This is a genomic window from Paenibacillus nanensis (assembly GCF_003583765.1).
GTDB lineage: Bacteria > Bacillota > Bacilli > Paenibacillales > Paenibacillaceae > Pristimantibacillus > Pristimantibacillus nanensis.
Genome location: NZ_QXQA01000003.1, coordinates 172,077 through 195,948, shown reverse-complemented (window position 1 = coordinate 195,948; position 23,872 = coordinate 172,077). Strand labels below are relative to the sequence as shown.

The 23,872-nt window shown below is 53.9% G+C and carries 33 protein-coding genes and 1 riboswitch; of the genes, 9 read left to right on the top strand and 24 right to left on the bottom strand.

Features of this window, described 5'->3' with window-relative positions; genetic code table 11:
- Window positions 1-10: 10 nt before the first annotated feature.
- The 14 genes from D3P08_RS07195 to D3P08_RS07130 all read right to left on the bottom strand — a co-directional run bounded on the left by D3P08_RS07195 (window position 11) and on the right by D3P08_RS07130 (window position 8,414).
- Window positions 11-493, bottom strand: coding sequence for an isochorismatase family protein (locus tag D3P08_RS07195; protein ID WP_119598810.1), 483 nt, complete (start codon window positions 491-493; stop codon window positions 11-13).
- 15 nt (window positions 494-508) lie between these two features.
- The gene (locus D3P08_RS07190; RefSeq protein WP_119598808.1) at window positions 509-880 is read right to left on the bottom strand and encodes a glyoxalase superfamily protein; all 372 of its coding nucleotides are present in this window, start codon (window positions 878-880) and stop codon (window positions 509-511) included.
- Between the two features lie 107 nt (window positions 881-987).
- A complete protein-coding gene (locus D3P08_RS07185) occupies window positions 988-2,367 on the bottom strand; it encodes a PDZ domain-containing protein (protein ID WP_119598807.1) in 1,380 nt (459 codons plus the stop codon).
- 146 nt (window positions 2,368-2,513) lie between these two features.
- Window positions 2,514-2,825 (bottom strand): hypothetical protein, encoded by a 312-nt coding sequence (locus D3P08_RS07180; RefSeq protein WP_147381782.1) that lies wholly within the window; start codon window positions 2,823-2,825, stop codon window positions 2,514-2,516.
- Window positions 2,776-3,399 (bottom strand): DUF3990 domain-containing protein, encoded by a 624-nt coding sequence (locus D3P08_RS07175; protein ID WP_119598803.1) that lies wholly within the window; start codon window positions 3,397-3,399, stop codon window positions 2,776-2,778. Before D3P08_RS07175 ends, D3P08_RS07180 begins: the two co-directional genes overlap by 50 nt.
- 92 nt (window positions 3,400-3,491) lie before the next feature.
- A complete protein-coding gene (locus D3P08_RS07170) occupies window positions 3,492-3,722 on the bottom strand; it encodes a YuzB family protein (protein ID WP_119598801.1) in 231 nt (76 codons plus the stop codon).
- A complete protein-coding gene (locus D3P08_RS07165) occupies window positions 3,722-4,024 on the bottom strand; it encodes an iron-sulfur cluster assembly accessory protein (RefSeq protein WP_119598800.1) in 303 nt (100 codons plus the stop codon). The genes D3P08_RS07170 and D3P08_RS07165 overlap by 1 nt, the downstream gene beginning before the upstream one ends.
- A 43-nt stretch (window positions 4,025-4,067) precedes the next feature.
- Window positions 4,068-4,301, bottom strand: coding sequence for a hypothetical protein (locus D3P08_RS07160; RefSeq protein ID WP_119598798.1), 234 nt, complete (start codon window positions 4,299-4,301; stop codon window positions 4,068-4,070).
- A 137-nt stretch (window positions 4,302-4,438) separates the two neighbouring features.
- A complete protein-coding gene (locus D3P08_RS07155; protein WP_119598796.1) occupies window positions 4,439-5,317 on the bottom strand; it encodes a M14 family metallopeptidase in 879 nt (292 codons plus the stop codon).
- Between the two features lie 141 nt (window positions 5,318-5,458).
- Complete coding sequence (gene racE, locus D3P08_RS07150) at window positions 5,459-6,268, bottom strand: glutamate racemase (protein ID WP_119598794.1); 810 nt, start codon at window positions 6,266-6,268, stop codon at window positions 5,459-5,461.
- Window positions 6,269-6,476: 208 nt separating this feature from the next.
- Window positions 6,477-6,866: a YtxH domain-containing protein gene (locus tag D3P08_RS07145; RefSeq protein ID WP_119598792.1), complete on the bottom strand. Its 390-nt coding sequence runs from the start codon at window positions 6,864-6,866 to the stop codon at window positions 6,477-6,479.
- 77 nt (window positions 6,867-6,943) lie between these two features.
- The gene (locus tag D3P08_RS07140; protein ID WP_119598790.1) at window positions 6,944-7,387 is read right to left on the bottom strand and encodes a DUF948 domain-containing protein; all 444 of its coding nucleotides are present in this window, start codon (window positions 7,385-7,387) and stop codon (window positions 6,944-6,946) included.
- A 172-nt stretch (window positions 7,388-7,559) separates the two neighbouring features.
- Window positions 7,560-7,979 (bottom strand): DUF86 domain-containing protein, encoded by a 420-nt coding sequence (locus D3P08_RS07135; RefSeq protein ID WP_119598789.1) that lies wholly within the window; start codon window positions 7,977-7,979, stop codon window positions 7,560-7,562.
- A 147-nt stretch (window positions 7,980-8,126) separates the two neighbouring features.
- Complete coding sequence (locus D3P08_RS07130) at window positions 8,127-8,414, bottom strand: Dabb family protein (protein ID WP_119598787.1); 288 nt, start codon at window positions 8,412-8,414, stop codon at window positions 8,127-8,129.
- A gap of 113 nt (window positions 8,415-8,527) precedes the next feature.
- On the opposite strand from D3P08_RS07130, the gene D3P08_RS07125 reads away from it, so the two are divergent.
- The gene (locus tag D3P08_RS07125; protein WP_119598785.1) at window positions 8,528-8,785 is read left to right on the top strand and encodes a hypothetical protein; all 258 of its coding nucleotides are present in this window, start codon (window positions 8,528-8,530) and stop codon (window positions 8,783-8,785) included.
- Between the two features lie 74 nt (window positions 8,786-8,859).
- Here the strand turns inward: D3P08_RS07125 and D3P08_RS07120 are convergent, their stop codons facing one another.
- The 9 genes from D3P08_RS07120 to D3P08_RS07080 all read right to left on the bottom strand — a co-directional run bounded on the left by D3P08_RS07120 (window position 8,860) and on the right by D3P08_RS07080 (window position 14,280).
- Window positions 8,860-9,249 carry a cupredoxin domain-containing protein gene (locus D3P08_RS07120; protein WP_119598783.1) on the bottom strand — a complete coding sequence of 130 codons (390 nt, stop codon included), beginning with the start codon at window positions 9,247-9,249 and terminating at the stop codon, window positions 8,860-8,862.
- Between the two features lie 134 nt (window positions 9,250-9,383).
- Window positions 9,384-9,785: a YhjD family protein gene (locus D3P08_RS07115; RefSeq protein WP_119598782.1), complete on the bottom strand. Its 402-nt coding sequence runs from the start codon at window positions 9,783-9,785 to the stop codon at window positions 9,384-9,386.
- 145 nt (window positions 9,786-9,930) lie between these two features.
- Window positions 9,931-10,326, bottom strand: coding sequence for a phage holin family protein (locus D3P08_RS07110; RefSeq protein WP_119598780.1), 396 nt, complete (start codon window positions 10,324-10,326; stop codon window positions 9,931-9,933).
- Window positions 10,327-10,510: 184 nt separating this feature from the next.
- On the bottom strand, window positions 10,511-11,071 hold the full coding sequence (locus D3P08_RS07105) for an SLOG family protein (protein WP_119598779.1): 561 nt from the start codon (window positions 11,069-11,071) through the stop codon (window positions 10,511-10,513).
- A 1-nt stretch (window position 11,072) separates the two neighbouring features.
- Window positions 11,073-11,570: a preQ(1) synthase gene (gene queF, locus D3P08_RS07100; RefSeq protein ID WP_119598777.1), complete on the bottom strand. Its 498-nt coding sequence runs from the start codon at window positions 11,568-11,570 to the stop codon at window positions 11,073-11,075.
- A gap of 36 nt (window positions 11,571-11,606) precedes the next feature.
- Window positions 11,607-12,338 (bottom strand): 7-carboxy-7-deazaguanine synthase QueE, encoded by a 732-nt coding sequence (queE, locus tag D3P08_RS07095; protein ID WP_119598776.1) that lies wholly within the window; start codon window positions 12,336-12,338, stop codon window positions 11,607-11,609.
- Window positions 12,331-12,780 (bottom strand): 6-carboxytetrahydropterin synthase QueD, encoded by a 450-nt coding sequence (gene queD / locus D3P08_RS07090; protein ID WP_119598774.1) that lies wholly within the window; start codon window positions 12,778-12,780, stop codon window positions 12,331-12,333. The genes queE and queD overlap by 8 nt, the downstream gene beginning before the upstream one ends.
- The gene (queC, locus tag D3P08_RS07085; protein ID WP_119598773.1) at window positions 12,780-13,451 is read right to left on the bottom strand and encodes a 7-cyano-7-deazaguanine synthase QueC; all 672 of its coding nucleotides are present in this window, start codon (window positions 13,449-13,451) and stop codon (window positions 12,780-12,782) included. The genes queD and queC overlap by 1 nt, the downstream gene beginning before the upstream one ends.
- Window positions 13,452-13,611: 160 nt before the next feature.
- A riboswitch (PreQ1 riboswitch) is annotated at window positions 13,612-13,655 on the bottom strand.
- A gap of 94 nt (window positions 13,656-13,749) precedes the next feature.
- The gene (locus D3P08_RS07080; protein WP_119598771.1) at window positions 13,750-14,280 is read right to left on the bottom strand and encodes a hypothetical protein; all 531 of its coding nucleotides are present in this window, start codon (window positions 14,278-14,280) and stop codon (window positions 13,750-13,752) included.
- A 167-nt stretch (window positions 14,281-14,447) separates the two neighbouring features.
- On the opposite strand from D3P08_RS07080, the gene D3P08_RS07075 reads away from it, so the two are divergent.
- Window positions 14,448-15,329 (top strand): J domain-containing protein, encoded by an 882-nt coding sequence (locus D3P08_RS07075; protein ID WP_119598769.1) that lies wholly within the window; start codon window positions 14,448-14,450, stop codon window positions 15,327-15,329.
- Between the two features lie 101 nt (window positions 15,330-15,430).
- Here the strand turns inward: D3P08_RS07075 and D3P08_RS07070 are convergent, their stop codons facing one another.
- Entirely contained in the window at window positions 15,431-16,309 is an 879-nt protein-coding gene (locus D3P08_RS07070; RefSeq protein ID WP_240647369.1) for an ArsR/SmtB family transcription factor, read from the bottom strand.
- Window positions 16,310-16,518: 209 nt separating this feature from the next.
- Between D3P08_RS07070 and D3P08_RS07065 the strand changes: the two genes are divergently transcribed.
- From D3P08_RS07065 to D3P08_RS07035, 7 genes are all read left to right on the top strand, one after another.
- Complete coding sequence (locus D3P08_RS07065) at window positions 16,519-17,685, top strand: iron-containing alcohol dehydrogenase (RefSeq protein ID WP_119598767.1); 1,167 nt, start codon at window positions 16,519-16,521, stop codon at window positions 17,683-17,685.
- Between the two features lie 27 nt (window positions 17,686-17,712).
- Window positions 17,713-18,540, top strand: coding sequence for an aldo/keto reductase (locus D3P08_RS07060; protein WP_119598765.1), 828 nt, complete (start codon window positions 17,713-17,715; stop codon window positions 18,538-18,540).
- A gap of 147 nt (window positions 18,541-18,687) precedes the next feature.
- Window positions 18,688-18,924, top strand: a complete 237-nt coding sequence (locus D3P08_RS07055; protein WP_119598764.1) for a hypothetical protein — start codon at window positions 18,688-18,690, stop codon at window positions 18,922-18,924.
- A 147-nt stretch (window positions 18,925-19,071) separates the two neighbouring features.
- Window positions 19,072-19,803 (top strand): ABC transporter ATP-binding protein, encoded by a 732-nt coding sequence (locus tag D3P08_RS07050; protein WP_119598973.1) that lies wholly within the window; start codon window positions 19,072-19,074, stop codon window positions 19,801-19,803.
- Window positions 19,800-20,837 (top strand): ABC transporter permease, encoded by a 1,038-nt coding sequence (locus D3P08_RS07045; RefSeq protein WP_119598763.1) that lies wholly within the window; start codon window positions 19,800-19,802, stop codon window positions 20,835-20,837. Before D3P08_RS07050 ends, D3P08_RS07045 begins: the two co-directional genes overlap by 4 nt.
- A gap of 44 nt (window positions 20,838-20,881) precedes the next feature.
- Window positions 20,882-21,547 carry a TetR/AcrR family transcriptional regulator gene (locus tag D3P08_RS07040; protein ID WP_119598761.1) on the top strand — a complete coding sequence of 222 codons (666 nt, stop codon included), beginning with the start codon at window positions 20,882-20,884 and terminating at the stop codon, window positions 21,545-21,547.
- Window positions 21,548-21,690: 143 nt separating this feature from the next.
- Window positions 21,691-23,826 carry a DUF2325 domain-containing protein gene (locus D3P08_RS07035; protein WP_119598760.1) on the top strand — a complete coding sequence of 712 codons (2,136 nt, stop codon included), beginning with the start codon at window positions 21,691-21,693 and terminating at the stop codon, window positions 23,824-23,826.
- Window positions 23,827-23,872: the final 46 nt, after the last annotated feature.

The following is a 23,872-nucleotide window of genomic DNA, read 5'->3' as shown; positions in this document are numbered from 1 at the left end:
TTTTCGATCGCTAGAGCAAATATGGGATGACGGAATGCGAAACTAAATTGCGGTCTCTGTACATCGAAGTGATGGCATCGGCATGCGTGCTTAATATGCCATTTTGCAGGATAACGGGTCTGAACCCTCTCTCTCCCGCTCCATTGTATGTAAATAGAACGCAATGCTCCGCAGCATTTCCTGCTATAATAAGCAGCTCCACCCCTTTATCCTTCAAAATCTGTTCGAGATCCGTCTTCCAGAACGAGTTCGAATATTCCTTCGTCACGATCAAATCATGTTCCGCGACCGTAATTTCGGAGATTGTCCGGAACGATTCTTTATTCGTCTCCTCCATCCCCTCAATATCTTGAATGTGTACGATGACATGATGTTTCGAACGAAGCATGTCCGCCACATAGTTGATATATTCGCATGCGCGCTCCACAGCTTGCTTATCTACGCCTTTCAGATGTACGGGCTGTAAATCGATTATTAAAAAGCCGATTTTCATCTTCTTGTTCTCCTCTCAAACTCCATCGATTTGTTCATAAAACACAAGCCTGTTTCCAAACGGATCCGTGACACGCAGCTCCTTGGTATCCCATTCCGTCCGTTCAATTCCCGGTCTTGAAAATTTATACTTCTGATCAGTTAGCGACTGATGAAACTCCTCCAGTCCTTCCATAGCGATTCTAATGGATGCCCCGGGAGTGCAGTCGCCATAATGCTCGGACAAATGCAAGATGAAGCTGTCTTTCGAAACTTGAACATATAAAGGCGCGCCTTCATCGAACCGATGCTCCCAATCCAGATGAAAACCTAAGTAATCAAGGTAAAACTCTTTAGCTTTCGCTTCGTCAAACATTCTAAAAATAGGGATTACCCCCATCAACCGCATAACAAATCCCCTCCCATTTTTATTCCTCGCCTGCTTCCTTTAGCAGCTAGACAGTCAGCATTAAAATGATGAAGCCCATCACAAATATGGTCTGACTAAATCCGGAATCATTCCGGCGCTTCCTTATGCTCCTCCAGCCATTCAAGCACCTCATCGATATGCTTCACCGCCACGATATTTAAATCCGGCGCAGCGCCTCTTGCCGCGGCTTCCCCCGCTGCCGGCACAAAGAACACGTCAGCTCCCGTCCGGCTTACCGCATACGCCTTCTGAGGGATGCCGCCCACCATGCCGATGGAGCCGTCCAATTCAATCGTTCCCGTCCCTGCGACCTGCAGACCTCCGGTAACGCCGCCCTCCGTCAATTGATCGATAATCGCGAGCGTCAGCATCGCACCGTGAGACGGTCCTCCGACATGGGCCATATATTCGTGATAGCTGACAGACCTTGGCGTATCCAGCTTTGCTTCCGTCTGAACGGACACGCCGAACACCGCTTTAGCCGGGTCCTGGTCGGAAGCTGTTGTCGGCACCTTAACCAGCAGACGCTCTTCGCCTCTTCGAACCGTCACGTCAACGACTTCGCCCGGCATCACCTCTGCCGACATATACGCGATCATGTCGTCTACAGCTTTTACGGGCATGCCGTTCACAGCGTCTACGATGTCGCCGGCTTCGAGCTTGCCGTCCGCCGGGCTATCCTTCACGATCGCTACGATGCGGACGCCATCCGCCACGACACCCTTGCCCAAACCCGCCTTCTGCATCGCGATCGCGGTTGCAACCCGGTTGGCGTCAGTTTTCATCGCCACGACCTGCGCATAGGTTTCGGTCAGCGGGGGCTCGTCCTCCGGAACAGGAAGGAACCGGTATTGCGGAAACAACGCGCCGTACAGCCTATCCGCCAAAACGGCAGGACGGTCGAACACAAGCACGCCGTCTATTTCTCCGCCCGCGCGGCCGCCTTCCACCTGCGCGTATCGATTCAAATTCATCGTCATCGCCGGATAAGTGACGCTGTATCCCGTCGGGATAAGCAGCGCGCAAAGAGAAAGCGTAATGGCAAGCACCGCGCCGCCGCTTCTCCAAGGAAATCCGCCCCGCTCCTTCCGCTCGCTTAACCACAGGTCGGCCACCATCAGAACGACTGCCGCCGCAGCCCCGGCAATCGCAAGCAGAAGCAAATGTTTTGGGATCAGCCATATGCACACTGCCAGCGCGGCGCTTAACAGCACAATGGCGGCCCGCAGCGAACGAAACGCCGCGGAGCCGGTATCCGATGCCAACAGCGCCGCGCCGGCCGCCCAGCATAGCGGAATGATGGAGAGTCCATAGTAGAGCCAATCGATCATTTCGATCCACTGCGCTCCGCCCGGCGTCTTAAGCGGCGCGGGAAGCCAGATCAGCTCTGCCCCGATGAGGCTGACGATGGCGGCGATCAATCCGGTATAATAGAGCCGCCTGCCCGCCTTAGCTTTATTTTGCACGAATATGCCTCCTGTTTCGCGTATGGATGATGAGCAGTGGCGCCCGCAAAAGAAAAAGACAAGAGAGCCCGTGAACCCATGAAAGCTCCACGTCTTCTTGTCTTGTCTGCATCAGGGCCGTGCAGCCGTGCGCGTCTTGACCGTCCTTACTTGCTCTGCAAATAACGGCGCTGCTCCTCGCCGATGCCGCGGTCCCTCGCTTCGCCCTGTTCGATTTCGATGATGCGCTGAATCCATTGGGAAGGCGTCTGGCCGGCCTGCTTAGCGCGATGCAACAGCGCGGCGTAGTGCCCGCATTGCTCGTATCCGCCCAGCCTGCGTACGACCGCGATATATTCAACGACCAGCTCGCGCGCTTCTCTCGGCGTATAGCCGTATCCGCCAGCGAGCGCTTCGGCGATGCCTCTCTCATAGGAGCTTAATCTCACCCTCGTCACCCGCATTCCTGACGTCGCCATACATCCACCTTCCTCCCGCATAAATATGATACCCGACCAGCGTAAGATGCGGCTCCCAGCGCTCCGATGCGAACACCACCTGGTTGCCGAGCTTCAGGGCATCAAGCTTTCTTCCCTTTTCATTACGCGTAATTTGTTCGTAGAACCAGTTTTCATCCTTCTTTAATTGTACTCCTTTATGTACAATTTTGCCAGTGTCATTGTCCGCCATCGGTCCGATAATGATGTCCGGATGCTTCCGGCAAGGGTCCTGTCCCTTCATATCCGCCTTGCGGTGCGCGTACACGAAGGAAGCCCATGCAGGCGAGTCGGACAGGAACAGCAGCGGCTCCACATCGTCCGGCAGACTGCTCAGCTCGACGACCAGCACGCAGGGCTTGCCGCCGTCCCAGCTTTCCTTCGCCGTTTTATGCGCCCACCGCCTTGCCTGCGCGATCGAAATCGTCGTGTAGAAGCCTTCTCCGAAATCTTTGCCCGGCCGCCAATAGTTAGATTGCAGCAGCGCTTGCCGGAAGCTGTCCACTGTGCTGCTGGTTGTGCCGTGATACAGCAGCTGCGGCGTCGTTATGTCCATCGCCTGCCCCTTTCCGCCGATACAAAAAACCCAACACGGTCTCGTTGTTGGGTTCGTCGTTGAATGTTTTTATTCGCATAATGGGATCTGCATTATTTCTTCAAATAAGCCATCGCTTTCTCGATGGCTTCGTCTTCGGAAGCGCCCTTCACATACCGGCCGTTAATGAACACGAAAGCATACCGCGCGCAAGGACCGCAATACGATTTGCAGTTCACTGTGCTAATGTCGGCGTCAGGCGCCAGCTTCTGCAGCTTGGCGACCGCCGTCTTCATCCGCATGTGCTTGCATTGCTCGCACACTTTTATATCATTCCTAGCCATTAATGGTCTCCGTGATTCCCTTTGGACGGATTCGTCACCGCAAATCCTTCTTCCGGCAAATAGAAATAGTCGATGCGCACGCCGTCGAGAAATTCGTTATCCTTCTCCAAAATAACGTCGATATCCTTGTCCGTCGATACGACAACGTCCTTGTCCGTCGGCGTATCGATCCCCATTCCGTAATGGGCATGATCGCCATGCGCATGCGTTACGTAAACGCGCAGCAGCTTGCCTTCGTTCTCCGGTTTGTCCAGCTCCAGCTTTATCATTTTCGCCGCGTTGCGGGAAATTTTGCACTTCATGATCGTTTGCAGCTCCTTCGTGCTTGCCCTTCCGGCAAAAGTCTCACCCTATATTATACTTCCTCCCCATCCTCCGAGCAAACCATTCCGCAATAATCATCGTGACGGCAATATCGTCAATCGGAAGAAACGGAAGCGCGTCTGGCATTACCCAATAGACGAGGACCGGTACGAGGAATAAAAGCTTGTCTGAAATCCGAACATGTCTCGCCTTCAATATTCGGAATATGAGCGAAAACGTGTTTCGCCAATGCCTGAGCGACAGCAGCTTGCGCATGCCGAACCCCTCCTATAGCCTCGTTTCAGCTTAGTATAGCACAGCAAGCCGCGTACACCTACTGGCCGGGGGTCGAGGCGGATAATGGATCGCTCAGGCGCTTATAGAGCCGGAGCGATCCGCTGGCGGGAGAAGTTCTATAGACGAAGCGATTCCAGCAGCAAAGGGCGTAGCTCGGCGTAGATCGAGTCGAATGACCGCGGAGGAAGCGGATTTTCTCCATAGCCGGCTTCGACCGTAAAGCCCGGACGGCGGTACCGGTAAATGAACCAGTCTTTATAGCCGGCGTCGCTCCCGCTCAGTTTAACCGGCTTATAGCCGCTAACCGAGCCGAGCTTGCGCGCCAGCAGTTCCGCGTTCGGCGGCTCAAAATCTCTGTAGTTCCAATAGATTTCACGGCCCTGCGTATGCAGCGCCACAACAGCGTGGAAGTCTAGCCTCTCGGTGAACATGGCAAGCGCGGCCGCCTCCGGCTCGCTGAGCGGATAAGGCCCGGGGTAATCGCGCGGCCCGGGTCCGTTAACGCCGCGGCGTTTGCATTCTTCCTCCCAGAAGGCAGGATATTGATCATTTAAATCGACACCGCGAATGTTCGCCTTCCAGCCGCTGAAATCGGTTATACCCCCGTTCCAGGCAAGGAGCTCGCGGTAAAGCGGATGCGACTCGCAGAGGCCGCATTGCACAAGCTCCGCCCCGTCCGGGTTAACCATAGGCACCGCCCACAGCGTCGTCTCCCTGCACAAGCCGGATACATCTTGGCCGCCGAGCTTTTTGCCCGAACGGTAGCTCTCCGATAACTCCGACACAAACCGCATCAAAAGCGCGGAGGTAATCCATTCGTTGGCATGGAAGGAGGCATTCATATGAATGCGCTTTGGCCCGCAGCCGCACCGCAGCGCGATAAGCGGTCTTCCGAGCACGCTCCAGCCAATTCGGTGAGCCTCCACAAACGGAAAAGCTGACACGAGTGTCCTGCATTCCTCAATCATATCCGTATAACGGTAGCCGTTGTCCATGCTTGCCTTCGCCCTCCTCTTCCCGATAAGACTGTGATTCCTTATCCTATGCGGAAGAGGGCATGTTTTATATGGCAAAAACGGATGAAAAACAACCGCCCCTTACGGGACGGCTGTCGGCATTACCGGGTTATTAACGGTTTAACTAATATGAGGCACCTGCCATACAACCGGCGTCAAATCGATCTGCTCTCCCAGCCACTGCTGAGCGATGCTCTTGAACATACGCGGCTCTCCGCTGCAAAAAAACTGGTGAACCGGAATTTGATCGTTCCGCGCCAGCTTTCGCTTGTCGTGCAGAATGGTACTGATCTCACGAGCCGTCTCTTCTGCAGAGCTGATCAGATTCACATCGCTGCCCATCACTTCCGATATCGCGTCTGAGAGGAACGGATAATGCGTACAGCCCAAAATGAGGCAGTCGATGGGATACGTGCGCATATGCTCGATAGACTCGCGCACGACGTTGTACGTTTCAAAGGACCGGAAATTGCCCTGCTCCACCAGCGTAACGAACTTCGGACAAGCTTCGCTAACGACCTGCACATGAGGCGACAGCTCGCGAAGCGCTTGTTCATACGCCCCGCTTCTGATCGTGCCTTCCGTTCCGATGACGCCGATGCAGCCGGTCATCGTCTTTCCGATGGCGGCTCTAGCGCCCGGATTAATGACGCCGACGACAGGAATGGCCACGCGGGAACGGATGTCGGCGAGCGCGACGGCCGTTGCGGTATTGCATGCGATGACAATCATTTTAGGATGGAATTGTATCAAATAGTCAACGATTTCTCTCGTGAAACGAACAACCTCTTCGGGCGTTCTCGGACCATACGGGGTACGCGCCGTATCTCCGAAATAGACAATTTTTTCACGCGGCAATTGGCGCATTACTTCCTTTACTACCGTAAGACCGCCTACGCCGGAATCTAAGATCGCTATCGGTTGCTGCACAAACACACCGCTTTCTTAAACATGATGTATGAATTCGACTCCGAGACAAAATAGCATATGAATACAGCATCGAAAACGTACCTTCATCTTATCGCAAAAGCGGACAAGGTTCAAGGACGAGCCTTGCCCGCGCGAAAAGCCAGCGCCAAGATCCGCGCTGGCTCATCCGTTACATCCGCCGCATCCGGCGAGTAGCTTCACGGATGGATTACGCCTCTATTTTTATCTCGGCTTCCGCTTCTTGCTTGGCGTCATCCGTTTCCTTGGCTGCCGTTCCTGAAATAAAAGCAACCGCAGCCGTATCCGAGCTTTTTCTAAATCCTTTTACGCTGCTTACCACGTTGCCCGCGGCTTGCTTGCCAAGACTTGCGATATGTGTCGCTTGCCCGCCGATTTCCTTCGCGATGCGTCCTGTTGCTTCGCCTACCTTGCCGGCTGCTTTAATCGTCGTATCCCCAACCTTTTGAGCTCCCGTCGCAATATCCTGGCGCAGCTCCTTGCCTGCTTTTGGCGCAAACAGCAGCGCTGTGATCGAACCGATTACGCCGCCTGCCAGCGCTCCCAGCAGAAATCCTTTTGTATCTTTGCGTAGTGCCATTCCTCTCGCTCCTTTCAGCTTATAGGTTACCCTTCGTCTTTACCCGTTGATACAGCCGTTTGGGGCGGATTAACGCGTCAACCTTCATGATCCGGTCTGCCGCTTCGCCGCGATTGCCAGAGCTGCCACGCGGTGAGGCCAAGCTCCGCCCACTGCGCCGCTTCATCAAGCTGTTTGCTTCCGGCAAGCCGTTCCGCGTGCTTGACTGCCGAAGCCGATAACGCCGCGGCCGTCCGTTCAACCGCTGATGTGGTGCGCTCTACCGTACCGCTTATATGACGGACAGCTTGAACCATCCCATCGGCAGCATCAAGTCCCCGCTGGACGCTGCGGATTGTCTCCTCGAGCGGCTGCAATACGGAGACCGTCTCCGTCGACAGCTTATGAATATCCGCTTGAACCGCCTCGAGGGACGCTTGCGCGCGCTCCAGCCGAAGGATGAAGCTGCGCAGACCGATCAATATCCCCGCCGCCAGCACAATAAATGCGGCGGCGGCGATAACCGCGCTCCATTCCGCCATACCAAACGCCTCCTATCCGAGTAACGCCGGGAGCCTTCTCCCGCCGATCTAGACGAATGCCTATTTCGTAATGACAGTATAAGCAGCATGGGCTTGACTTGACACATCGCGGCTTCGAAAAAAAAGAAGCCCGCACCTTCATGCGGACTTCACCGTTATTTCCTGATCATGCCTATAGCTCCCGCTTCAAATAGCTTTCCACAGCCGACTTAAATGCCGGCAGCAGCTCCGTCAGCTTCACGGTAAGCGGATGGAGCTCGGCGCGCTGCCAGGCGTAATAGTCCTGTACGATTGGCTTGCGCAGCTTCACCAGCTCCGTCAGCGATTCCTGCAGCTCTGCCGGAAATACGCCTTCGCCGCCGATAATTTCCACAATATCCTCATAGCTGCTCGCGTCCCGCATAATAAAGCCGTCAATAAGATAGCTTCCGACATCGGTCACGGTCTCGATTGCAAGATGCAGCGCCCTCTCTTGAGCAAGCCCTTGCAGCAATTCGCCCTTCCAGTCCGATGCTAACGCTTTGAGCGCCTCCGTCAATTCCGGAATCGTATCCAATCGGACTGCGATTTGTTCCACATTTACGTAATACATCGGCTTCCCTGCTTTCGGTTACTTCTTGCGCTTCGCCTTTCTCTTCAGCCACGCCACCATAATGATGCTGCTAAAAATAATGACGAGCAAATAAGTCATCATTTCATATACATCTCTCATATCAGCCATAATGCGTTATTCTGCTCCTTAGCTTTCGTAATCGACGCTCACGGAAGCTTCGCGCACCTGCGTCATGTGCTCGATTACTTTTTTATGTACAGGATGCACTTGATACGCCTCCAGATCGGCCATCGATTCAAATTTCGTTACTAGCGAGATGTCGTACGAGCGCTCCGAATGAAGCACGTCGATCCCCACCTCGATTGATTTCAGCACGTCGATTTTCCCTTCCATGTCGCGAAGCACGGCTGCCGTTCGAGCAACGCTCTCTTCGCTGTTGTCCTTCAGCTTAAACAATACGATATGTGTAATCATAACTCGCATCCTCCCCCGATTTCCTGCTTACAGCATGAGTTTCGTCCTTTTGTCACATAATAACCTATAGAATCGCATGACGGCAATCTTTAGTTAAAGGAGATCATTTGCGTATGCGCTATACGTTCACGATAATCGCGGCTCTAATCGGAGCCGCCATCTGCGCCTTCAACTATACAGGCCACGATCCGCACAATATGGTGTTTTTTATGCTGAGCATCCCTGCCTGGTTCGCCGATATGTTCGTCGACATCCATGAAGTGAGCGTTCTTCTCATGTACGCGCTGACCATTGTCAGCTGGGCCGTTATCGGGTATATTGCCGACGTCTTTGTCGCGCGGGACCGCAGAAGACGAAGCAGCCGCGCCTAACCCGTTATCCGGCGGGAACAACCGCTCATATTGGAAAAGGAGCCTTTCGGCTCCTTTTTGCATCCATACCCGGCTTAAGCAGCCTCGATGACCAGCTTCGATTTCATCGTCGTGTGCCCTTGGCCGCACGGGATGGAACAATATATTTCGTATTCGCCAGGCTCAGTAAATTCCAGCTCCGTTTGCGGATTCTCGTTGCTTAAGTCAACATTCAGCGCGTCGATCTTCACGCCGTGTACGCCGCTCTTATTCTCCAGCTTCATGATGACTTTGTCGCCTACTTTAGCCGTGTATACCTCTTCATTAAAAGTAAAGTCGCTTCTGGCTTGAATCTTCATGAGCGATACGCCTTCCGGCAGCCCTGCAGATTCGTCAACCGGCTTCGCAGGCAGATTGAATGTGAGCAAATATACGCCCAGCAACGATGCCGCAGTGAAGACGATAAACATAATCCATTTGTGCATTGCTACGTGCTCCCCTTTGCGATCATAATGTCTACCTCTTATATTACATAAGATCGTCCGAAGTTCTCAACCTTAAACTGAACAAAGAGGAAAAGTTTTTTGCCTTTTTGACAAAACCATGAACAAAAATGACATTATCTAGACAAATATTGCTTCAGCACCCGCTCGGATTCCGCCTTGACGAATCCCCAGAGCATAAAAAATTGATGATGGTAGCCTCGGCACACATATTGCGCGCGAAGACCTTCCGTCTCCCGCCTCTCCTCGTACACCTTAATGCCGCGCTTCCGAAACTGTCTGCGCAATTCCGCAAGATCGAGCAGCACCCGGTCCTGCATCCCCCGGAGCAGCGACTCGTAGAAGCGAGGCAGCTTCATCCCCGACGCGGCAATTGCCCGTATATCATGATCGAGAACCCGCGTGGCGATGCCGAGCAGCACGTAATGCTTCACCAGCTCAAGCTCATCCTCTGTCTGTATAGGCGGAGACGCCGCCGTTCCCGTCGCGCCGTGCCCATCTCCATTGTTAGCGGCCATTGCCACCCCTCCAACCATTTGCGATCCTGCTCAAAAACAGAACATCTGTTCTTATTATATGCAGATCGCCCGAAAGGATGCAAGCGGAAATAACCCCCTTATCGTCCAATAAGGGGGCCGGCCGGAGAGCCGTCTTTATTGATCTTTATTGGTCTTTCTCCTTCAGCACCTCGATGATCCTGCGGATTCGGTTAGGCAGCGGGAGCCCTAGTCTTCCATAGTTTTCCGTAATGGATATCAGTTCGTTTGCTATATAAAAATAAACAGCCGCCCCCATTGTCATATCGGGAGAGTCGAGCAAAATATCGATGCGGTGCGCCAGCAAAATGATAAGCAGCGCCAATCCCTTGCGGGCAAGACCCCAAAAGCCGAGCGAGCTGCTAAGCCCTTTGCCGATTTTAAGCGAAGCCGCGACACCCGTCACATAATCGACCGCCATCGCTACAATAAGAAACGTCAGCGCCTCCGTCCACCTTCCGAAGGAAAACGTGATGATCGAACCAAGCACTCCGGCCGCAGAGCATACCCATACCAGTGGCATATTCGTCACCTCTCTCCTTTGATTGTGTACAAGATAATATATGCGGGACGCGCAGCATAAGTCCGTCAACTTGTCCCTGTACAAGCCGTATTCGCAAAAAAAGGGCGTTTGTTTAACCGAAAGCCCGCACAAAAAAGAAACCTCAGCCGTTAGGCTAAGGTCCCCTTGCGTGTTACTCGGTTGACTAGGCGTCCAGCTCGCGATAGCTTTCCTCGTCGGCGATGCTTTGAATATCATCCGATGAAATCGTTATGATGCGGTAATCATCCTTCTGCGCTTTTTTGCCCGCCATTTCCTTCATGAACTTAGGACTGCCCTCGCCGGCCTCCTCGTCATAAACGAGAATGATGCCGTCCGTCTTGCGCAGCAGCAGCTCGTCCCTTGCTTTGAACTGCCATACGCCCTCGTAAGGTCCCTTCGTGACGGAGGCATAGTAATCGACGCCGGGCAGAAGGCCTTGGAAATATGTCTTCTTATCTTCCTTCCAGCCTTCCTCCGGATTCGCATACGCCGTCAGAATCGACAGCTTCAGCCCCGGATACTGCTTCTTTAGCGCGATGACCGCTTCGCAGGCCCACAGGTCTACGCCGTACTGTCCCGGCGTTATGACCCATTCGAGCCCTTCCTCCAGAAGAGGCCGCAGCTTGTTTGCGATCGCCTGCTGAATAAAGCGGATGCCTTTATGCTTCTGGCTGAAAATATTCAGTTCATGCGCGCGGTAGCCGGTAATCAGCACGTTTTTCATCTTAACGGTTGTCTACTTTCTCCGGGTACATATCGTGGTTCATGAGGCGATGCTCCGCCATCGCTTCGTATTTGGTGCCGGGACGGCCCCAGTTGCAGTACGGGTCGATCGAAATGCCGCCGCGCGGCGTGAATTTGCCCCACACCTCGATGTAGCGCGGATTCATCAGCTTGATCAGGTCGTTCATAATGATGTTCATGCAGTCCTCATGGAAATCGCCGTGATTGCGGAAGCTGAACAGGTACAGCTTGAGCGCTTTGCTCTCCACCATAAGCACGTCGGGAATATAAGAAATATAAATCGTCGCGAAATCCGGCTGCCCTGTGATCGGGCATAAGCTCGTAAACTCCGGGCAATTGAATTTCACGAAATAATCGCGGTTCTGGTGCTTGTTCTCGAACGTCTCCAGCACCTCCGGCGCGTAGTTGAACGGATATTGGGTTCCTTGATTGCCCAGATGCGTAATCCCGTTCAATTCCTCTTTGTTTCTGCCTCCCATAACCGTCACGATCCCTTCTTTATACTTGTAATCTTCTTAAACGCCTTTTTTGTTGCCCCACACCCAAGTATGAAGCTGCGGCAGCACATGGACGCTGCGCAGCGAATTATCCGCCATGATTTGTCCGATCAGCCACTCGTAACGCTCCACGAGATACGGGAGCATCTTCGCAGGCTCCGTCTCCGTCAAGTTGCCGTTGCCGGCTTGCGCGTAGAACGGCACCAAAGGATAGCGCGCATGCACCATTCGCGCGTACGCGAGATCCGCGTCGTCAAAGACGACGACCTTCAGACAGAAGCGGCTGCCCGCCGCTTGCAGCCGGGCGACAATATCGTCCAGGACGTCCCAGTTCGTCTCCATGCCCGAGCTTGGCGGCTTCGGAGACAGCGTCAGGTCGTCAATGGCGGTGAACCAAGGCTGCCAGCGGCTGCCCTGCGTCTCGAGCGCGACCTGGATGCCGCGTTCATGCAGGCCGTCGATCAGCCCGCCGAGCTGAGGCAGGAGCGCCGGGTTGCCGCCGGAGACCGTCACATGGTCGAAAGCCTGCCCGCCGGCGCGTTCCAGCTCCCCGATCACTTCAGCGGCGGACAGCAAGCGAATGTCGTCCTTGCCGCTGCCGTCCCACGTAAAGGCGGAATCGCACCAAGAGCATTGGTAGTCGCAGCCCGCCGTGCGGACAAACATCGTCTTGCGGCCGACGACCATTCCTTCCCCTTGGACCGTCGGTCCGAATATCTCGAGCACGGGAATTCGCCTTGCGCTACTCATGGGACTTACCGCCCTTCCGCTTCGGACGGTACACGCAATAGCTGGTCGGCGTCTCGCGCAGGAACACCTGCACGCATACCGGCTTATTCGCCGTGCCGTCAAGATATTGCTGCACAAGCTCGCAGACCGTCCGCGCGACAACCTCGGTCGTCGGGAAGCGGTTCGGGTCGGCTTCATCGAAGCTGTCCGTGTCGTCATTCAGCAACGTGTGGTCAAACCGTTCATGAATAAGCTTCTTTATGATGGCGAAGTTAACGAGGAAACCGGCCGCATCCAGCTCATCGCCGGCTACGGTCACATTGGCGTAATACGTATGCCCATGCACCCTTTGGCATTTGCCGGCTTCCTCGGACGGCACGTAATGGGCCGCCGCAAAATGAAAGTCTTTGTTCAGTTCGTAGACATAATCATGCTGCGGGGAAGGGTACACCTGCTGAAGCATTAGCGCTCAGCCCCTCTCGCGCCGCGCTCCGCGACATAATCCTCAAGGCCTTTGCGGCGCAGCTTGCACGCCGGGCATTCGCCGCAGCCGTCGGCTTTAATGCCGTTATAGCAGGTGAGCGTGCGCTCCCGCACGAATTCGAAGGCGCCGAGCTCGTCCGCCAGCGCCCACGTCTCCGCTTTATTCAGCCACATCAGCGGCGTATCGATAACAAAGTTGTAATCCATGGACAAGTTCAACGTTACGTTCAGCGATTTGACGAATACGTCGCGGCAATCCGGATAGCCGCTGAAATCCGTCTCGCAGACGCCGGTTACGATATGCTTCGCTCCGATGCCTTTGGCAAGCACCGCGGCGAACGATAAGAACAATAAATTGCGGCCGTCCACGAACGTCGTCGGCAGCCCGCCTTCCTTCTGCTCGATCGCGATATCGTCCCGCGTAAGCGCGTTCGGCGCAAGCTGGTTCAGAAGCGACATGTCGAGCACATGATGCTTGACGCCAAGCTCCTTCGCGATTTCCGCCGCGCATTCCAGCTCCAGGCTGTGGCGCTGTCCGTAATTAAACGTCACCGCCTCTACCTCGGCGAAACGTTCGATCGCCCAGAATAGACAGGTCGTGCTGTCTTGGCCGCCGCTGAACACGACAACGGCCTTTTCTTTCTTTAACATAATGTTTCCTCCTCCCAATTGCGAGAAGACGGAGCTCCACTCGGGCCGCCGGCATCGGACGCCGGGGCCGCGGTAAAATAAGAAACGGCGCCCGCGCGCCAGCAGGCACGCGAAACGCCGAACACAAAAACACGCGGGTGCCTGAAGACAGACCACCGCTACCGTTTTAGTTTTTTATAGAGGGAGTTCGCGAACCTCTCCCGGCGCCTCGCCGTCCTGGCGTGAGACAACCGGATTTGCTATTCGATTATTCTCTCGTACTATAGCATAGACGAAAGGCAATGGGAATAGGGAGTTTTTAGCCCATAAGACCGCACAGCGCCTCAAGCGTCAGCACCGCATGCTTCGCCAGTTCGGGTATATCGTCCATCTGCTCTTCGCCGATGCGCCGGCCGAAGCCCAGCTCGATACAGTTCCGATATCGTCCCGTATCGTCTCCGAATACGTGGCTGAGCGTCTGCATAGGCTTGTTATCGGGCAGCCATATGCTCATGATGCAGCGTTCGATTTCTTGGCAAAGCGCTTCGCCCCCTTCTTTGTCCATATCGACGCGAAACCGGAACTTCAGTCCGCAGGCCGGCGCCTGCTCTTCCGGCCGCTCCAATATTTCCGCAGCCAAGTCGCGGAGCGATGTTTCCAGCACAAGCTCAGCCTCCGCCCGCCGGTCCTTCGCAAGCCGGAAGAACAGCGAGAACTCCCTGGACATAACCGCCATGTCGAGCAGGTCCTTGCGGCCCGTAATATCGATAATCCGGTCCAAATTGTCCAAATCGTAGAACTCGTTTTCAATCGCGACCTTCAAGTTATCAAAAATCGTTGGATCAAACATGGCCATTTTCCCCTTTTTGCGCACAAACCGGCTTTATCCTACATATTGTACCATTAGCCGCCGGCTCTTCAAATTCCGGCCGGTTTGTTTGCGTTGTCCTAGTCTTTTTCCGTATACTAATAAAGAGCAGATTGCTAGAACTTCCTACATTTAATAGAGGTGACATTGTGGACGATTTGAAGCAAGCCTACAAGACGATGGGGCTGGAGGAGTTCGCGCCCCGGGAAGAAGTCGAGAAACGTTACACAACGCTCATGAAAAGGGAGCGCTCGCGCGCCAGCTCGAGTGCGGAGGGCGGCAGCGATTTCGCGCAGGTTACCGAAGCCTACCGGCTAATATTGGCGTATGAAGACCAGAAGTATAAGCAGGCGTTTAATGAACAAGAATACGGCAAATACAAAAGCATGGCCGGGCAGGCGCAGAAGCTGGATCATTTTTGGCGCTATTATAAGTTTCATACCATTGGCGCGATTGCGCTCATTGCGCTCATCATTTACGGCATCGTCAGCTATGTCGACCACAGGGAGCATCAGAAATATTTGGCCAGCCTTCCGCCGATCGATCTGGACGTCAGCTTTATGGGCCTGTTCATGGAGCAGGAAGAAAGCACCCTCGATGATGTGAACGCAGCCATGCTGAAGTCGTTCCCGGATTGGAAGCGGATGCAATCGAATATAATTTTTGTGCCCGGCGAAGACGGCAACCAGTATGCGTATTTGCAGAAAGCGTTCGTTACCGTCGCCACGGAGAAGCCGGACATCTACATTATGGACCGCTTTATGTTCGAATGGCTCGGTCAGCAGGACATCCTCATGAAGCTGGAGGATATTCCCGAGCTGAGCGAGGCCGCCGGCAGCGAGCTTGGACAGAAGCTGAAGACGCAGGCAAGCCCGGAAGAAGCCGTGTACGGCATGGATTTAACCGAATCCCAGCTGTTCGAGGATCTTCCGCTCATGAAGGACGACCTGATTGTCGGCATTCGCGTAGACGCCGAACGGCCGGAAAAAGCGATTCAATTCATTAAGCAATACGTCGATACCAATCCGTAATCCGCCCGCCCCAAAAAGCAAGTCCAGATGCGGTGAAAGCCGCGTCTGGACTTGCTTTTTTTACTCCTGATTGATCCCCTCATGTTCTCGTCTATAGCCGATCACAAGCATCGAAGCGTAACTTCGATATCCTGATTGTAGTTGCCGAACCCTTTGCCGAACAGAGTGACTCCACCGCAGTTTTTGGCTGAAGCGCTGCAGGAAATCCGGAATAAAATCTCTTTATCGTACGCTAGAGACAAGCCTTCGATGGTAACATCCGATACTTTAACCCCGTCGATATAGGAGCCCTGCCGCGTGATGCGGATGGTTTTCATTAATCCATGCTGAATATTTTTGTGCCACCAGCTCGGGGTATAGATGCCGCGCGCGCCGCCGAAGTCGCCGGGATACGTCCACGTCCCCACCTCCGTCCCGTTAACGGAAAACACGATATCCGAAGGCAGATGGTTGACCGTGCACGGCGTCTCCGAGCAAAGCTCCAGCGAAATTTCGAGCGAATCCGGCCGCTCGTTATTCACCATATAATTCGGTATCCGGTATTCGACATAGCCCGAACCGAACCAGATCACCTTCGCATGAACATGCTCCGGATCGGCAAAGTATCTCGGATCGTCGCACATGCCGATCATCCGCTCAGCGGAAGCGAGACCGCAGGTTGGCTTTACCTCGTAAGAGGAATAAGTGCCGACAGGCAATGAAACGAAATAGCGGTTTTTCTCCTCCTTTGCCGCCTTCCCTTTGAAGAGCAGTGTCGCATGCGTAAGCTGAAGATAACAAAGCTTCTGCGTCCCCCGCTTTCCCGGCACATTCTCGCAGCGGACGATCCCCGCCTCCTCCAGCATATGTATATGTCTGGTGACGATGGGAGACTTTATGTCTAGCGCCTCGGACAAGCTTTTTATATTCATAGGCTGCTCGCCTAACAGCTCAATCATTTTCACGCGGGTGGGCGAAGAAAAACATTCAAGAACGTGCATATTTCGACGGTTCACTTCAATTTCCATCCATACTTCCCCTTTTTCTTGTCCGGTTGGATTGTTTTCACCAATTATATAACTTACAAGTTAACGTTACAATACAAAGCTGTCAGCTTGACACTGCTAATTGAATTCAATAAAATTAATCCGCATACATAACTTCCAGGCAATTTAGTTACCCAATAAGTTAACTAATGAGGAGGAGCAACATGAACAGCTTTCAATTTCATAACCCTACGCGTATTGTATTCGGCGAAGGCGCGGCAGACCGCATCGGAGAGTTAACTTCTTCCTTCGGCAAGAAGGTTCTGCTCGTATACGGCGGAGGCAGCATCAAAAAGACCGGTCTATACGACCGCGCCGTCAAACAGCTGAACGATGCCGGCATTACCTTCTACGAGCTTCCGGGCATCGAGCCGAACCCGAGATTGTCTACGGTAAACAAAGGAATCGGCATCTGCCGCGACAATGGCGTCGAGTTTATTCTCGCAATCGGCGGCGGCAGCGTCATCGACGCGTCCAAAGCGATTGCGGCAGGCGTCCTTTATGAAGGCGACGTCTGGGACTTCTTCACGGACAAAGCCGTCATCCAGCAAGCGATGCCGATCGGAACAGTGCTGACGCTGGCTGCGACCGGCTCGGAAATGAACGGAAGCACGGTCATTTCCAACTGGGAGGAGAAGCTGAAGCGCGGCGCGGGAAGCCCTCATCTGTTCCCTCGTTTCTCCATCCTTGATCCGACGCTGACGTATTCCGTTCCCCGCAATCAGACGGTTTACGGCTCCATCGATATCATGTCGCACGTGTTCGAGCAATACTTCAGCCTGACGGAGAACACGCCTCTGCAGGAGCGGTTCTGCGAATCGATTCTTCAAACGGTCATCGAAAATATCGAGCCTGCGCTGGCCAACCCTAACGACGCCGCGGCTCGCGCCAACCTGATGTGGTGCGGCACAATGGCGCTCAATGGCGGCCAGATCAGCCTCGGCATGGTCAACGACTGGGCATCGCACGGCATCGAGCACGAAATAAGCGCGATTTACGACATTCCGCATGGCGCGGGTCTTGCCGTCGTGTTCCCGAATTGGATGCGCTATGTGTACAAGCAGCGTCCCGGCCGTTTCGCGCAATACGCGACAAGAGTATGGGGCATCGATCCTGCCGGCAAATCGGAGGACGAGCTGGCGCTTGCAGGCATTCAAGCGACCCGGGACTTCTATACGCGCATCGGCGCAGAAGCCAGACTGGCCGATTTCGGCATCGGCGACGATCAGCTCGACCGGATGGCCGAAGAAGCGGTGCGTTACGGCCCGATCGGCAATTTCAAACGTTTAGAGAAGGACGATGTGCGCGAAATTTTGCGCATGTGCCTATAAAACCAGCTTAGAGAGGAGAACTTCGACATGACAAAAGCGCTGACAGAAAGCACCGTTTTAAGCAATGGCGTCTCGATGCCTTGGCTCGGACTTGGCGTATGGAAAGTGAAAGACGACGGCGAAGCGGAGACTACGGTTAAGGCTGCGATTGACGCCGGCTACCGCGCGGTCGACACAGCGGCCATATACGAGAATGAAGCAGGAGTAGGCGCAGGCCTCCGCGCTAGCGGCGTGCCCCGCGATCAAATCTTTGTCACAACGAAGGTTTGGAACGCGAATCAAGGCTATGACACATCGCTTGCCGCCTTCGAGGAAAGCCTGAATAAGCTGGGCATGGACTATGTGGATTTGCTGCTCATCCATTGGCCGGTAAAAGGCAAATACAAAGACACTTGGCGCGCGCTTGAGCAAATTTACCGCGAGGGCAAAGCGAAAGCGATCGGCGTCAGCAACTTCCAAATCCATCATCTCGAGGATGTGATGGCTTCGGCAGAAATTGCGCCGATGGTCAATCAAGTGGAATACCACCCGCTGCTCACGCAGGAGCCTCTGCTCGCTTTCTGCAAGGCGAACAAGATCCAGCTGACGGCTTGGAGCCCGCTGATGCAAGGCAATCTGGACATTCCGCTTCTTGCCGAAATCGGAGCGAAGCACGGCAAGTCCCCTGCCCAAGTAGTGCTGCGGTGGGATTTGCAGAACGGCGTCGTAACGATTCCAAAAACAACGACGCCATCCCGTCTGGTCGAAAACGCCGGAATTTTTGATTTCGAGTTGACTGCTGAAGAGATGGCTCAAATTTCCGCTTTGAATCAAAACAAACGTTTCGGAGCGGACCCGGACAACTTCAACTTCTAAATGTCTAAACGCCGGAGCGGCTCTCGCTCCGGCGTTCATTTTATTAACAAGGAAAGCCATGAAGGATATAGCCGTACTCCGGTTGTACGGGTATAATGGAAAGAAAACACCCTACGATCCCGCACTAGGAGCTATAAAGGAGCAAGCATGGGAAATTATCGGATTTGTAATTTTTGCGGCAATCTTTACGAAGTCAAGATCAAAAGCATGTGCAGCAGCTGCGAGAAAATGTATATAAAAATTAGAAGCATTGTGGAGGAATTCCCGGATACGATCGTATTGGAAATATCCAATCAGACCGGTATCAGCGTCAGCAGAATTTTGTCGTTTGCCGAGAACGGCTACTTTCGGTTGAAAGAAGGAACGATTGAAATTATTAAATAATAACCGGCATGCATGCGCTTCCTTAGTAAAGGAGGCGTTTTTTTATTTCCTCCCCATTGACAGACACGCATGTCCGGCAGTAAGCTGAAGACGTCAAAAAAAATGAGTGATTACTCACTTTTATTTATAGGGGAGTGGCTATCCATGATGACGGTCTCATCCGGTTGCGTAGACGTTCGCGGCGCAGTCAAACGGTTCGGCGGCAAAGAAGTCATTCGCAGCATAAGTCTGCAAGTGGAGCGAGGCGAGATTTTCGGCCTGCTGGGCCCTTCCGGCTCCGGCAAAACAACGCTTGTCAAAATAATTGCCGGCATCGATGAAGCGACAAACGGCGAGATTTATTTGCTCGGAGAGAAGCTTCCGAAGCTTGCCATGATGAACCGCATCGGCTATATGGCACAGTCGGACGCTTTGTACGCAGAGCTGTCGGCCAAAGAAAACCTGGAGTTTTTCGGAGCGTTGTTCGGTCTGAAAGGAAGTAAGCTGAAGGCGCGCATGCAGTACGTCATGGAGCTTGTCGGACTTGGCGGCCATTTGGGCCGGACGGTGTCCGCCTATTCCGGAGGCATGAAGCGCAGGCTGTCGCTTGCAGTCGCTCTCATGCATGAACCGGAGGTGCTCATATTGGATGAACCGACGGTCGGCATCGACCCTCTGCTTCGCCAATCGATTTGGCGCGAGCTTGAAGCGCTAGGCCGTTCGGGGACGACCATTATTGTCACGACGCATGTGATGGATGAAGCGGAGAAATGCAACCGTCTTGGCATGATTCGGGAAGGACGGCTTATCGCGCTGGGGACGCCGGCCGATCTGAAAAACCAGACAGGCGGCGGTACGATCGAGGAGGCCTTTCTGCGCTATGGAGGTGGTCAAGAATGAGAACCGGCGCTTTGATGAAGCGTATCGTCCGTCAATTCATGCGGGACAAAAGAACGCTTGCGCTCCTCATCGCCGCTCCGCTGCTTGTGCTGACGCTTATGTATCTTGTGTTTAACGGCGATACGTACAAGCCGAAGCTTGGACTCATCGGCATGCCGGAACCGGTAGTGCAGCAGCTGGAAGCGTACGGCGCGGCGGTGTCTGTCTTCGAGCATGCAGACGATGCCGATGCCGCGCTTAAGGACGGACGACTGGACGCTTACGTTACCCTGCAGAGCGGCGGAACGATTGTAAAGCTGGAAGGCAGCGATCCGGCCAAGAACCGCGCAATTACGATGCTGATCGGTCGGATGGCCCAGAAGGCAGCCCCATCGGCAGCGAACGCCTCCTTGCCCGCTCCCGAATTCCAATACCTGCACGGCAGCAGCGAAATGACGACGTTTGACAGCCTTGGCCCCGTTTTAATCGGCGTATTTGCTTTTTTCTTCGTCTTTCTTATTGCCGGCGTCTCTTTCTTGAAAGAAAGAACAAGCGGGACGCTTGAGCGGCTTCTCGCCACGCCGCTTCGCAGATGGGAGATTGTTGCAGGCTACATTCTCGGCTTCGGATTGTTCACCGGCATACAAGCGGTTCTAATCGCCACCTATTCCATCCATGTGCTTGGCCTCATGATGACGGGATCGTTATGGCTCGTGCTGCTCATCACGCTGCTGCTGTCCGTTACGGCGCTAAGCCTCGGCACCTTCCTGTCCGCTTTCGCTAACACGGAATTTCAGATGATCCAGTTCATACCGGTCGTCATCGTGCCGCAAATCTTTTTCTCCGGCTTATTCAATATGGAGAGCATGTCGCCTTGGCTGCGGTGGCTGTCCCATCTGATGCCGCTGAAATACGGAGCAGATGCGCTGCGCAGCGTCATGATCCGCGGCGAGGGCTGGAACTCCGTTGCATTCGAAATCTATCTCCTGATCGCGCTGTCCCTTTTCTTTATGGCGGCTAACGTGCTTGCGTTGCGCAAGTATCGAAAAATATAGTACGCTAACAAGAACAGTTAAAGCGGAAGAAGGGAAATAACGGCATGTCGGATCGGAAAGAGGAATGGCTGGAGGAGCTGATGCGTCTGGCGGACGGAGACGCACGCAAAAGAACGGCTAAGCAAGCTCGTATACTTGAAGCCGCGATCGATATATTTGCAGCTAAAGGGTACGCCGCCGCTTCCACCAGCGAGATCGCTCAAAAGGCGGGTGTTGCGGAAGGCACAATCTTCCGGCACTACAAGACGAAGAAGGAGCTTCTGCTGTCCATCGCGGGTCCGATCGCGGTCAAGCTGGTTGCGCCTTTCCTTATGCGGGATTTCGCCAAGCTGCTAGAGCTTCCTTACGAAAAGGTGGATGACTTTTTCCGGGCGGTGTTGAAGGACCGGCTTCAATTCGCAAGGCAGAACATGAAGCTGATTCGAATTCTCGTGCATGAAATTCCGTTCCATCCGGAGCTGCTGGCACAGGCGAAGGAATTATTCGCGAACATCGTGCTGCAGAGGGCCCAGAAGGTCATCACCCATTTCCAAGAGAAAGGACAAATTATTGAAGCGCCCCCTTGGATCATTATTCGCACGGCGATCAGCTTATTTGTCGGATTTGTTGTCTCCCATCTCGTCCTCATGCCGGATGAGCCCTTCGATGAGGAGCAAGAAATCGATAGAGTGATAGATCTATTAATGAACGGCATTTCTCCAAGACCGTAATCATAGAATAGGAATACGACACCCCTGCGATAAGCCCGATGCAGGGGTTTTTGCTACACTTCCGTAGCCCTTGCCCGCTGCGAAGGATTCCAGCTGCTAGTTGTCGAAATGAAAGAAAGCTACATGCATAGGAGGTGCGCGGATTGGATATCAAATCGAAAGCCCGTCTCTTGGGCATGCCGGAAGCCGCGGAATGGACGAAGGAAATGGAAGCGTACCGAACCGTGCTGGAGAGAGAAACGAATCACCCCTTGCCAAGCGATATGCTGTTAAGCTATATGTGGGCATTAAAAGAGAAAGAGAAGCTCGCGGTCGCTCTTTCCTTAGAATTTCCGTTCGCCAGGCGGGAGCTTCGGAAATGGCCCGAGATGCTGTTTGTCAAAATGCTGCGAACGAGCGTGCAGCAAGCCTCTAAAAACATCGCGATCAAGCGGCGCCTCCTCCTGTCCATACTCCAATTGCAGCCTGTCGAGCTGGATCCGGATATACCAATTGATAAGCTTCTGCAAAAAGAAGAAGACTTTATCGCTGCCTATGGTTTTTGGGCCTTTTATTGGGCCTGCTACTTTAATTCGAGCAAAAATTCAAATAGAGCGAACTGGGACAAGGCGCTACAGCGGCTTGAGGAACGCTTTAGAGCGGGCGGCCAGGGGCCTCAGCAAAGAGAACAAAGAGAACAGCCATCCCCTCTTCAAGAAAAGGCCGAGGAAGCCGGAAGCCATGACAAGCTTGACAAAAAGCTGAAGCTGCTGGAAGGCTTGTATCGGAAGGAGCTGGCTTCCCGGCAGCGTATGGAGCACGAGCTTGCCCAGAAGAACAAGCTGCTCCGGATGAAATCGAAGGAGCTTGCTCAGCTTGAGGATGAGCTGGATCGATTACGGGATCATTTGGAGCAAACGGCTGTAAAAGCCGAACAGCAAGAGAACGCGCAGCGTGACCGCGAGCAAAGGTGGAAGCAGGAGCAAGCCGGATGGCTGGAAGAGCGTCAATCCTTTATGGAGCATATGCGGTCGCTAAACGTTCAGCAAAGCCGATTGGAAAAGACGCTGGAGTCGCAGAAGAAAGAGCTGCAATATCTGGAGAAAGAAAAAGCGCTGTTGCGATATGAGCTTGAGCAAGCCCGAAAGCAGCCGCGAACTGAACCGGAGCCGGGCTACAGCGATTTGTCACATAAGCTGGTGTCCCATCTGGAGCAGGAAGTGGCGGAGCTTGGCGCATCGGTCGCTTCGCATGACGGCCGCGGCAGCCCTGCCGCTGCTCGCGACCGCCTGCGGAAGACGCTTGATCTGCTGGACGCTTTAGACCGATATCACGAGGGGGCCGATCCAAGCCCGGAGCCCAGCCCCTCTCAAACGGACAAGCCGCTGAAATGGCCCCATGAAAGCGAAAGCGGAGACGCCTCGAACGAAGCGGTCTCTGAGGCCGGCGCGAATAATCCGGCTTCGTTGTACGGCACATTTTATCGCAGGGATCACGGCGGTTATATTAAGCTTGAGAACGGCGAGACGTTCAACATCACGGAATCGCTTGTCCGGCAGCATGAGCTGCAGCATGAAGCCGAGCTCCTGTGCACGCCCCGCCATCTGCCGGGCAGGCCGCTCCATTACGATTTGCAGCTGCTCTTCCAAGGCGACGACGCCTACTCCCCTATCCGCCAATATGACGGCTTCATCGAAATGGGCGACGGTCCGCTTTATTTTTGCGTAGACATGAACGACCCCGCTAACCGTTTTCAACTTCACCATAGGGATGTCGAGATCCAAAAGCCGTCGCATGGCGATCCTTGCACGTTTAACGTTGCGGAAGGCAGCCACATCGCGCGTCTGACGAAGCTGTACCGGCAGCAAGGAAGCGCGGAAGCGGAAGATGAAGCAAGATCCCGAAGCATCCTCCTTTATTCAGGGGAACCCCTTTCCCTGTCCCCTAAGCGGGCAAAGGATAAAAAGGAGCTTTCCAAGGATAAACGGAAGCCGTTCCTGCAAAATTGCGTGATTACCATTGTAGGCGGCCTCCGCAAATGGTTCGAAGATGTCGTTCGGGAATGCGGAGCCGAGCTTGCGCATGACAGCGGCGATCATCCCGAGCGGATCATGGCGGATTTGCGCCGTTCACAGGCTTTGTTTCTGCTCATTACGGCCACATCTCACCGGGCTACCTGGGAAGGCATCGATATTGCGAAATCCAACGGCATTCCCCATTTCATCATACAAGGCTCGAAATCGAATTTGCGTGCGCTGCTTTGGGAGAACCGCGATTTGATCAGCGGCTCCAACCGATAACAGCCGTAAGCTTTGCCGCTTAAAAGCGTGTATGCGAAGGGGCTGC

Excerpts from the sequence above, each read along its gene's own strand:
- D3P08_RS07195 (WP_119598810.1), bottom strand. The coding sequence starts at position 493 with ATGAAAATCGGCTTTTTAATAATCGATTTACAGCCCGTACATCTGAAA.
- D3P08_RS07180 (WP_147381782.1), bottom strand. The coding sequence starts at position 2,825 with ATGGCGACGTCAGGAATGCGGGTGACGAGGGTGAGATTAAGCTCCTAT.
- D3P08_RS07060 (WP_119598765.1), top strand. The coding sequence starts at position 17,713 with ATGACAAAAGCGCTGACAGAAAGCACCGTTTTAAGCAATGGCGTCTCG.
- D3P08_RS07115 (WP_119598782.1), bottom strand. The coding sequence starts at position 9,785 with ATGGCCGCTAACAATGGAGATGGGCACGGCGCGACGGGAACGGCGGCG.
- D3P08_RS07105 (WP_119598779.1), bottom strand. The coding sequence starts at position 11,071 with ATGAAAAACGTGCTGATTACCGGCTACCGCGCGCATGAACTGAATATT.
- D3P08_RS07045 (WP_119598763.1), top strand. The coding sequence starts at position 19,800 with ATGAGAACCGGCGCTTTGATGAAGCGTATCGTCCGTCAATTCATGCGG.
- D3P08_RS07110 (WP_119598780.1), bottom strand. The coding sequence starts at position 10,326 with ATGCCACTGGTATGGGTATGCTCTGCGGCCGGAGTGCTTGGTTCGATC.
- D3P08_RS07050 (WP_119598973.1), top strand. The coding sequence starts at position 19,072 with ATGACGGTCTCATCCGGTTGCGTAGACGTTCGCGGCGCAGTCAAACGG.
- D3P08_RS07135 (WP_119598789.1), bottom strand. The coding sequence starts at position 7,979 with ATGTATTACGTAAATGTGGAACAAATCGCAGTCCGATTGGATACGATT.
- D3P08_RS07040 (WP_119598761.1), top strand. The coding sequence starts at position 20,882 with ATGTCGGATCGGAAAGAGGAATGGCTGGAGGAGCTGATGCGTCTGGCG.
- queE (WP_119598776.1), bottom strand. The coding sequence starts at position 12,338 with ATGAGTAGCGCAAGGCGAATTCCCGTGCTCGAGATATTCGGACCGACG.
- D3P08_RS07080 (WP_119598771.1), bottom strand. The coding sequence starts at position 14,280 with ATGTTTGATCCAACGATTTTTGATAACTTGAAGGTCGCGATTGAAAAC.
- D3P08_RS07130 (WP_119598787.1), bottom strand. The coding sequence starts at position 8,414 with ATGATTACACATATCGTATTGTTTAAGCTGAAGGACAACAGCGAAGAG.
- D3P08_RS07125 (WP_119598785.1), top strand. The coding sequence starts at position 8,528 with ATGCGCTATACGTTCACGATAATCGCGGCTCTAATCGGAGCCGCCATC.
- D3P08_RS07175 (WP_119598803.1), bottom strand. The coding sequence starts at position 3,399 with ATGGACATAACGACGCCGCAGCTGCTGTATCACGGCACAACCAGCAGC.
- D3P08_RS07140 (WP_119598790.1), bottom strand. The coding sequence starts at position 7,387 with ATGGCGGAATGGAGCGCGGTTATCGCCGCCGCCGCATTTATTGTGCTG.
- D3P08_RS07065 (WP_119598767.1), top strand. The coding sequence starts at position 16,519 with ATGAACAGCTTTCAATTTCATAACCCTACGCGTATTGTATTCGGCGAA.
- D3P08_RS07155 (WP_119598796.1), bottom strand. The coding sequence starts at position 5,317 with ATGGACAACGGCTACCGTTATACGGATATGATTGAGGAATGCAGGACA.
- queD (WP_119598774.1), bottom strand. The coding sequence starts at position 12,780 with ATGCTTCAGCAGGTGTACCCTTCCCCGCAGCATGATTATGTCTACGAA.
- queF (WP_119598777.1), bottom strand. The coding sequence starts at position 11,570 with ATGGGAGGCAGAAACAAAGAGGAATTGAACGGGATTACGCATCTGGGC.
- D3P08_RS07190 (WP_119598808.1), bottom strand. The coding sequence starts at position 880 with ATGCGGTTGATGGGGGTAATCCCTATTTTTAGAATGTTTGACGAAGCG.
- D3P08_RS07170 (WP_119598801.1), bottom strand. The coding sequence starts at position 3,722 with ATGGCTAGGAATGATATAAAAGTGTGCGAGCAATGCAAGCACATGCGG.
- D3P08_RS07055 (WP_119598764.1), top strand. The coding sequence starts at position 18,688 with ATGGGAAATTATCGGATTTGTAATTTTTGCGGCAATCTTTACGAAGTC.
- D3P08_RS07160 (WP_119598798.1), bottom strand. The coding sequence starts at position 4,301 with ATGCGCAAGCTGCTGTCGCTCAGGCATTGGCGAAACACGTTTTCGCTC.
- queC (WP_119598773.1), bottom strand. The coding sequence starts at position 13,451 with ATGTTAAAGAAAGAAAAGGCCGTTGTCGTGTTCAGCGGCGGCCAAGAC.
- D3P08_RS07145 (WP_119598792.1), bottom strand. The coding sequence starts at position 6,866 with ATGGCACTACGCAAAGATACAAAAGGATTTCTGCTGGGAGCGCTGGCA.
- D3P08_RS07165 (WP_119598800.1), bottom strand. The coding sequence starts at position 4,024 with ATGAAGTGCAAAATTTCCCGCAACGCGGCGAAAATGATAAAGCTGGAG.
- D3P08_RS07120 (WP_119598783.1), bottom strand. The coding sequence starts at position 9,249 with ATGCACAAATGGATTATGTTTATCGTCTTCACTGCGGCATCGTTGCTG.
- D3P08_RS07070 (WP_240647369.1), bottom strand. The coding sequence starts at position 16,309 with ATGCACGTTCTTGAATGTTTTTCTTCGCCCACCCGCGTGAAAATGATT.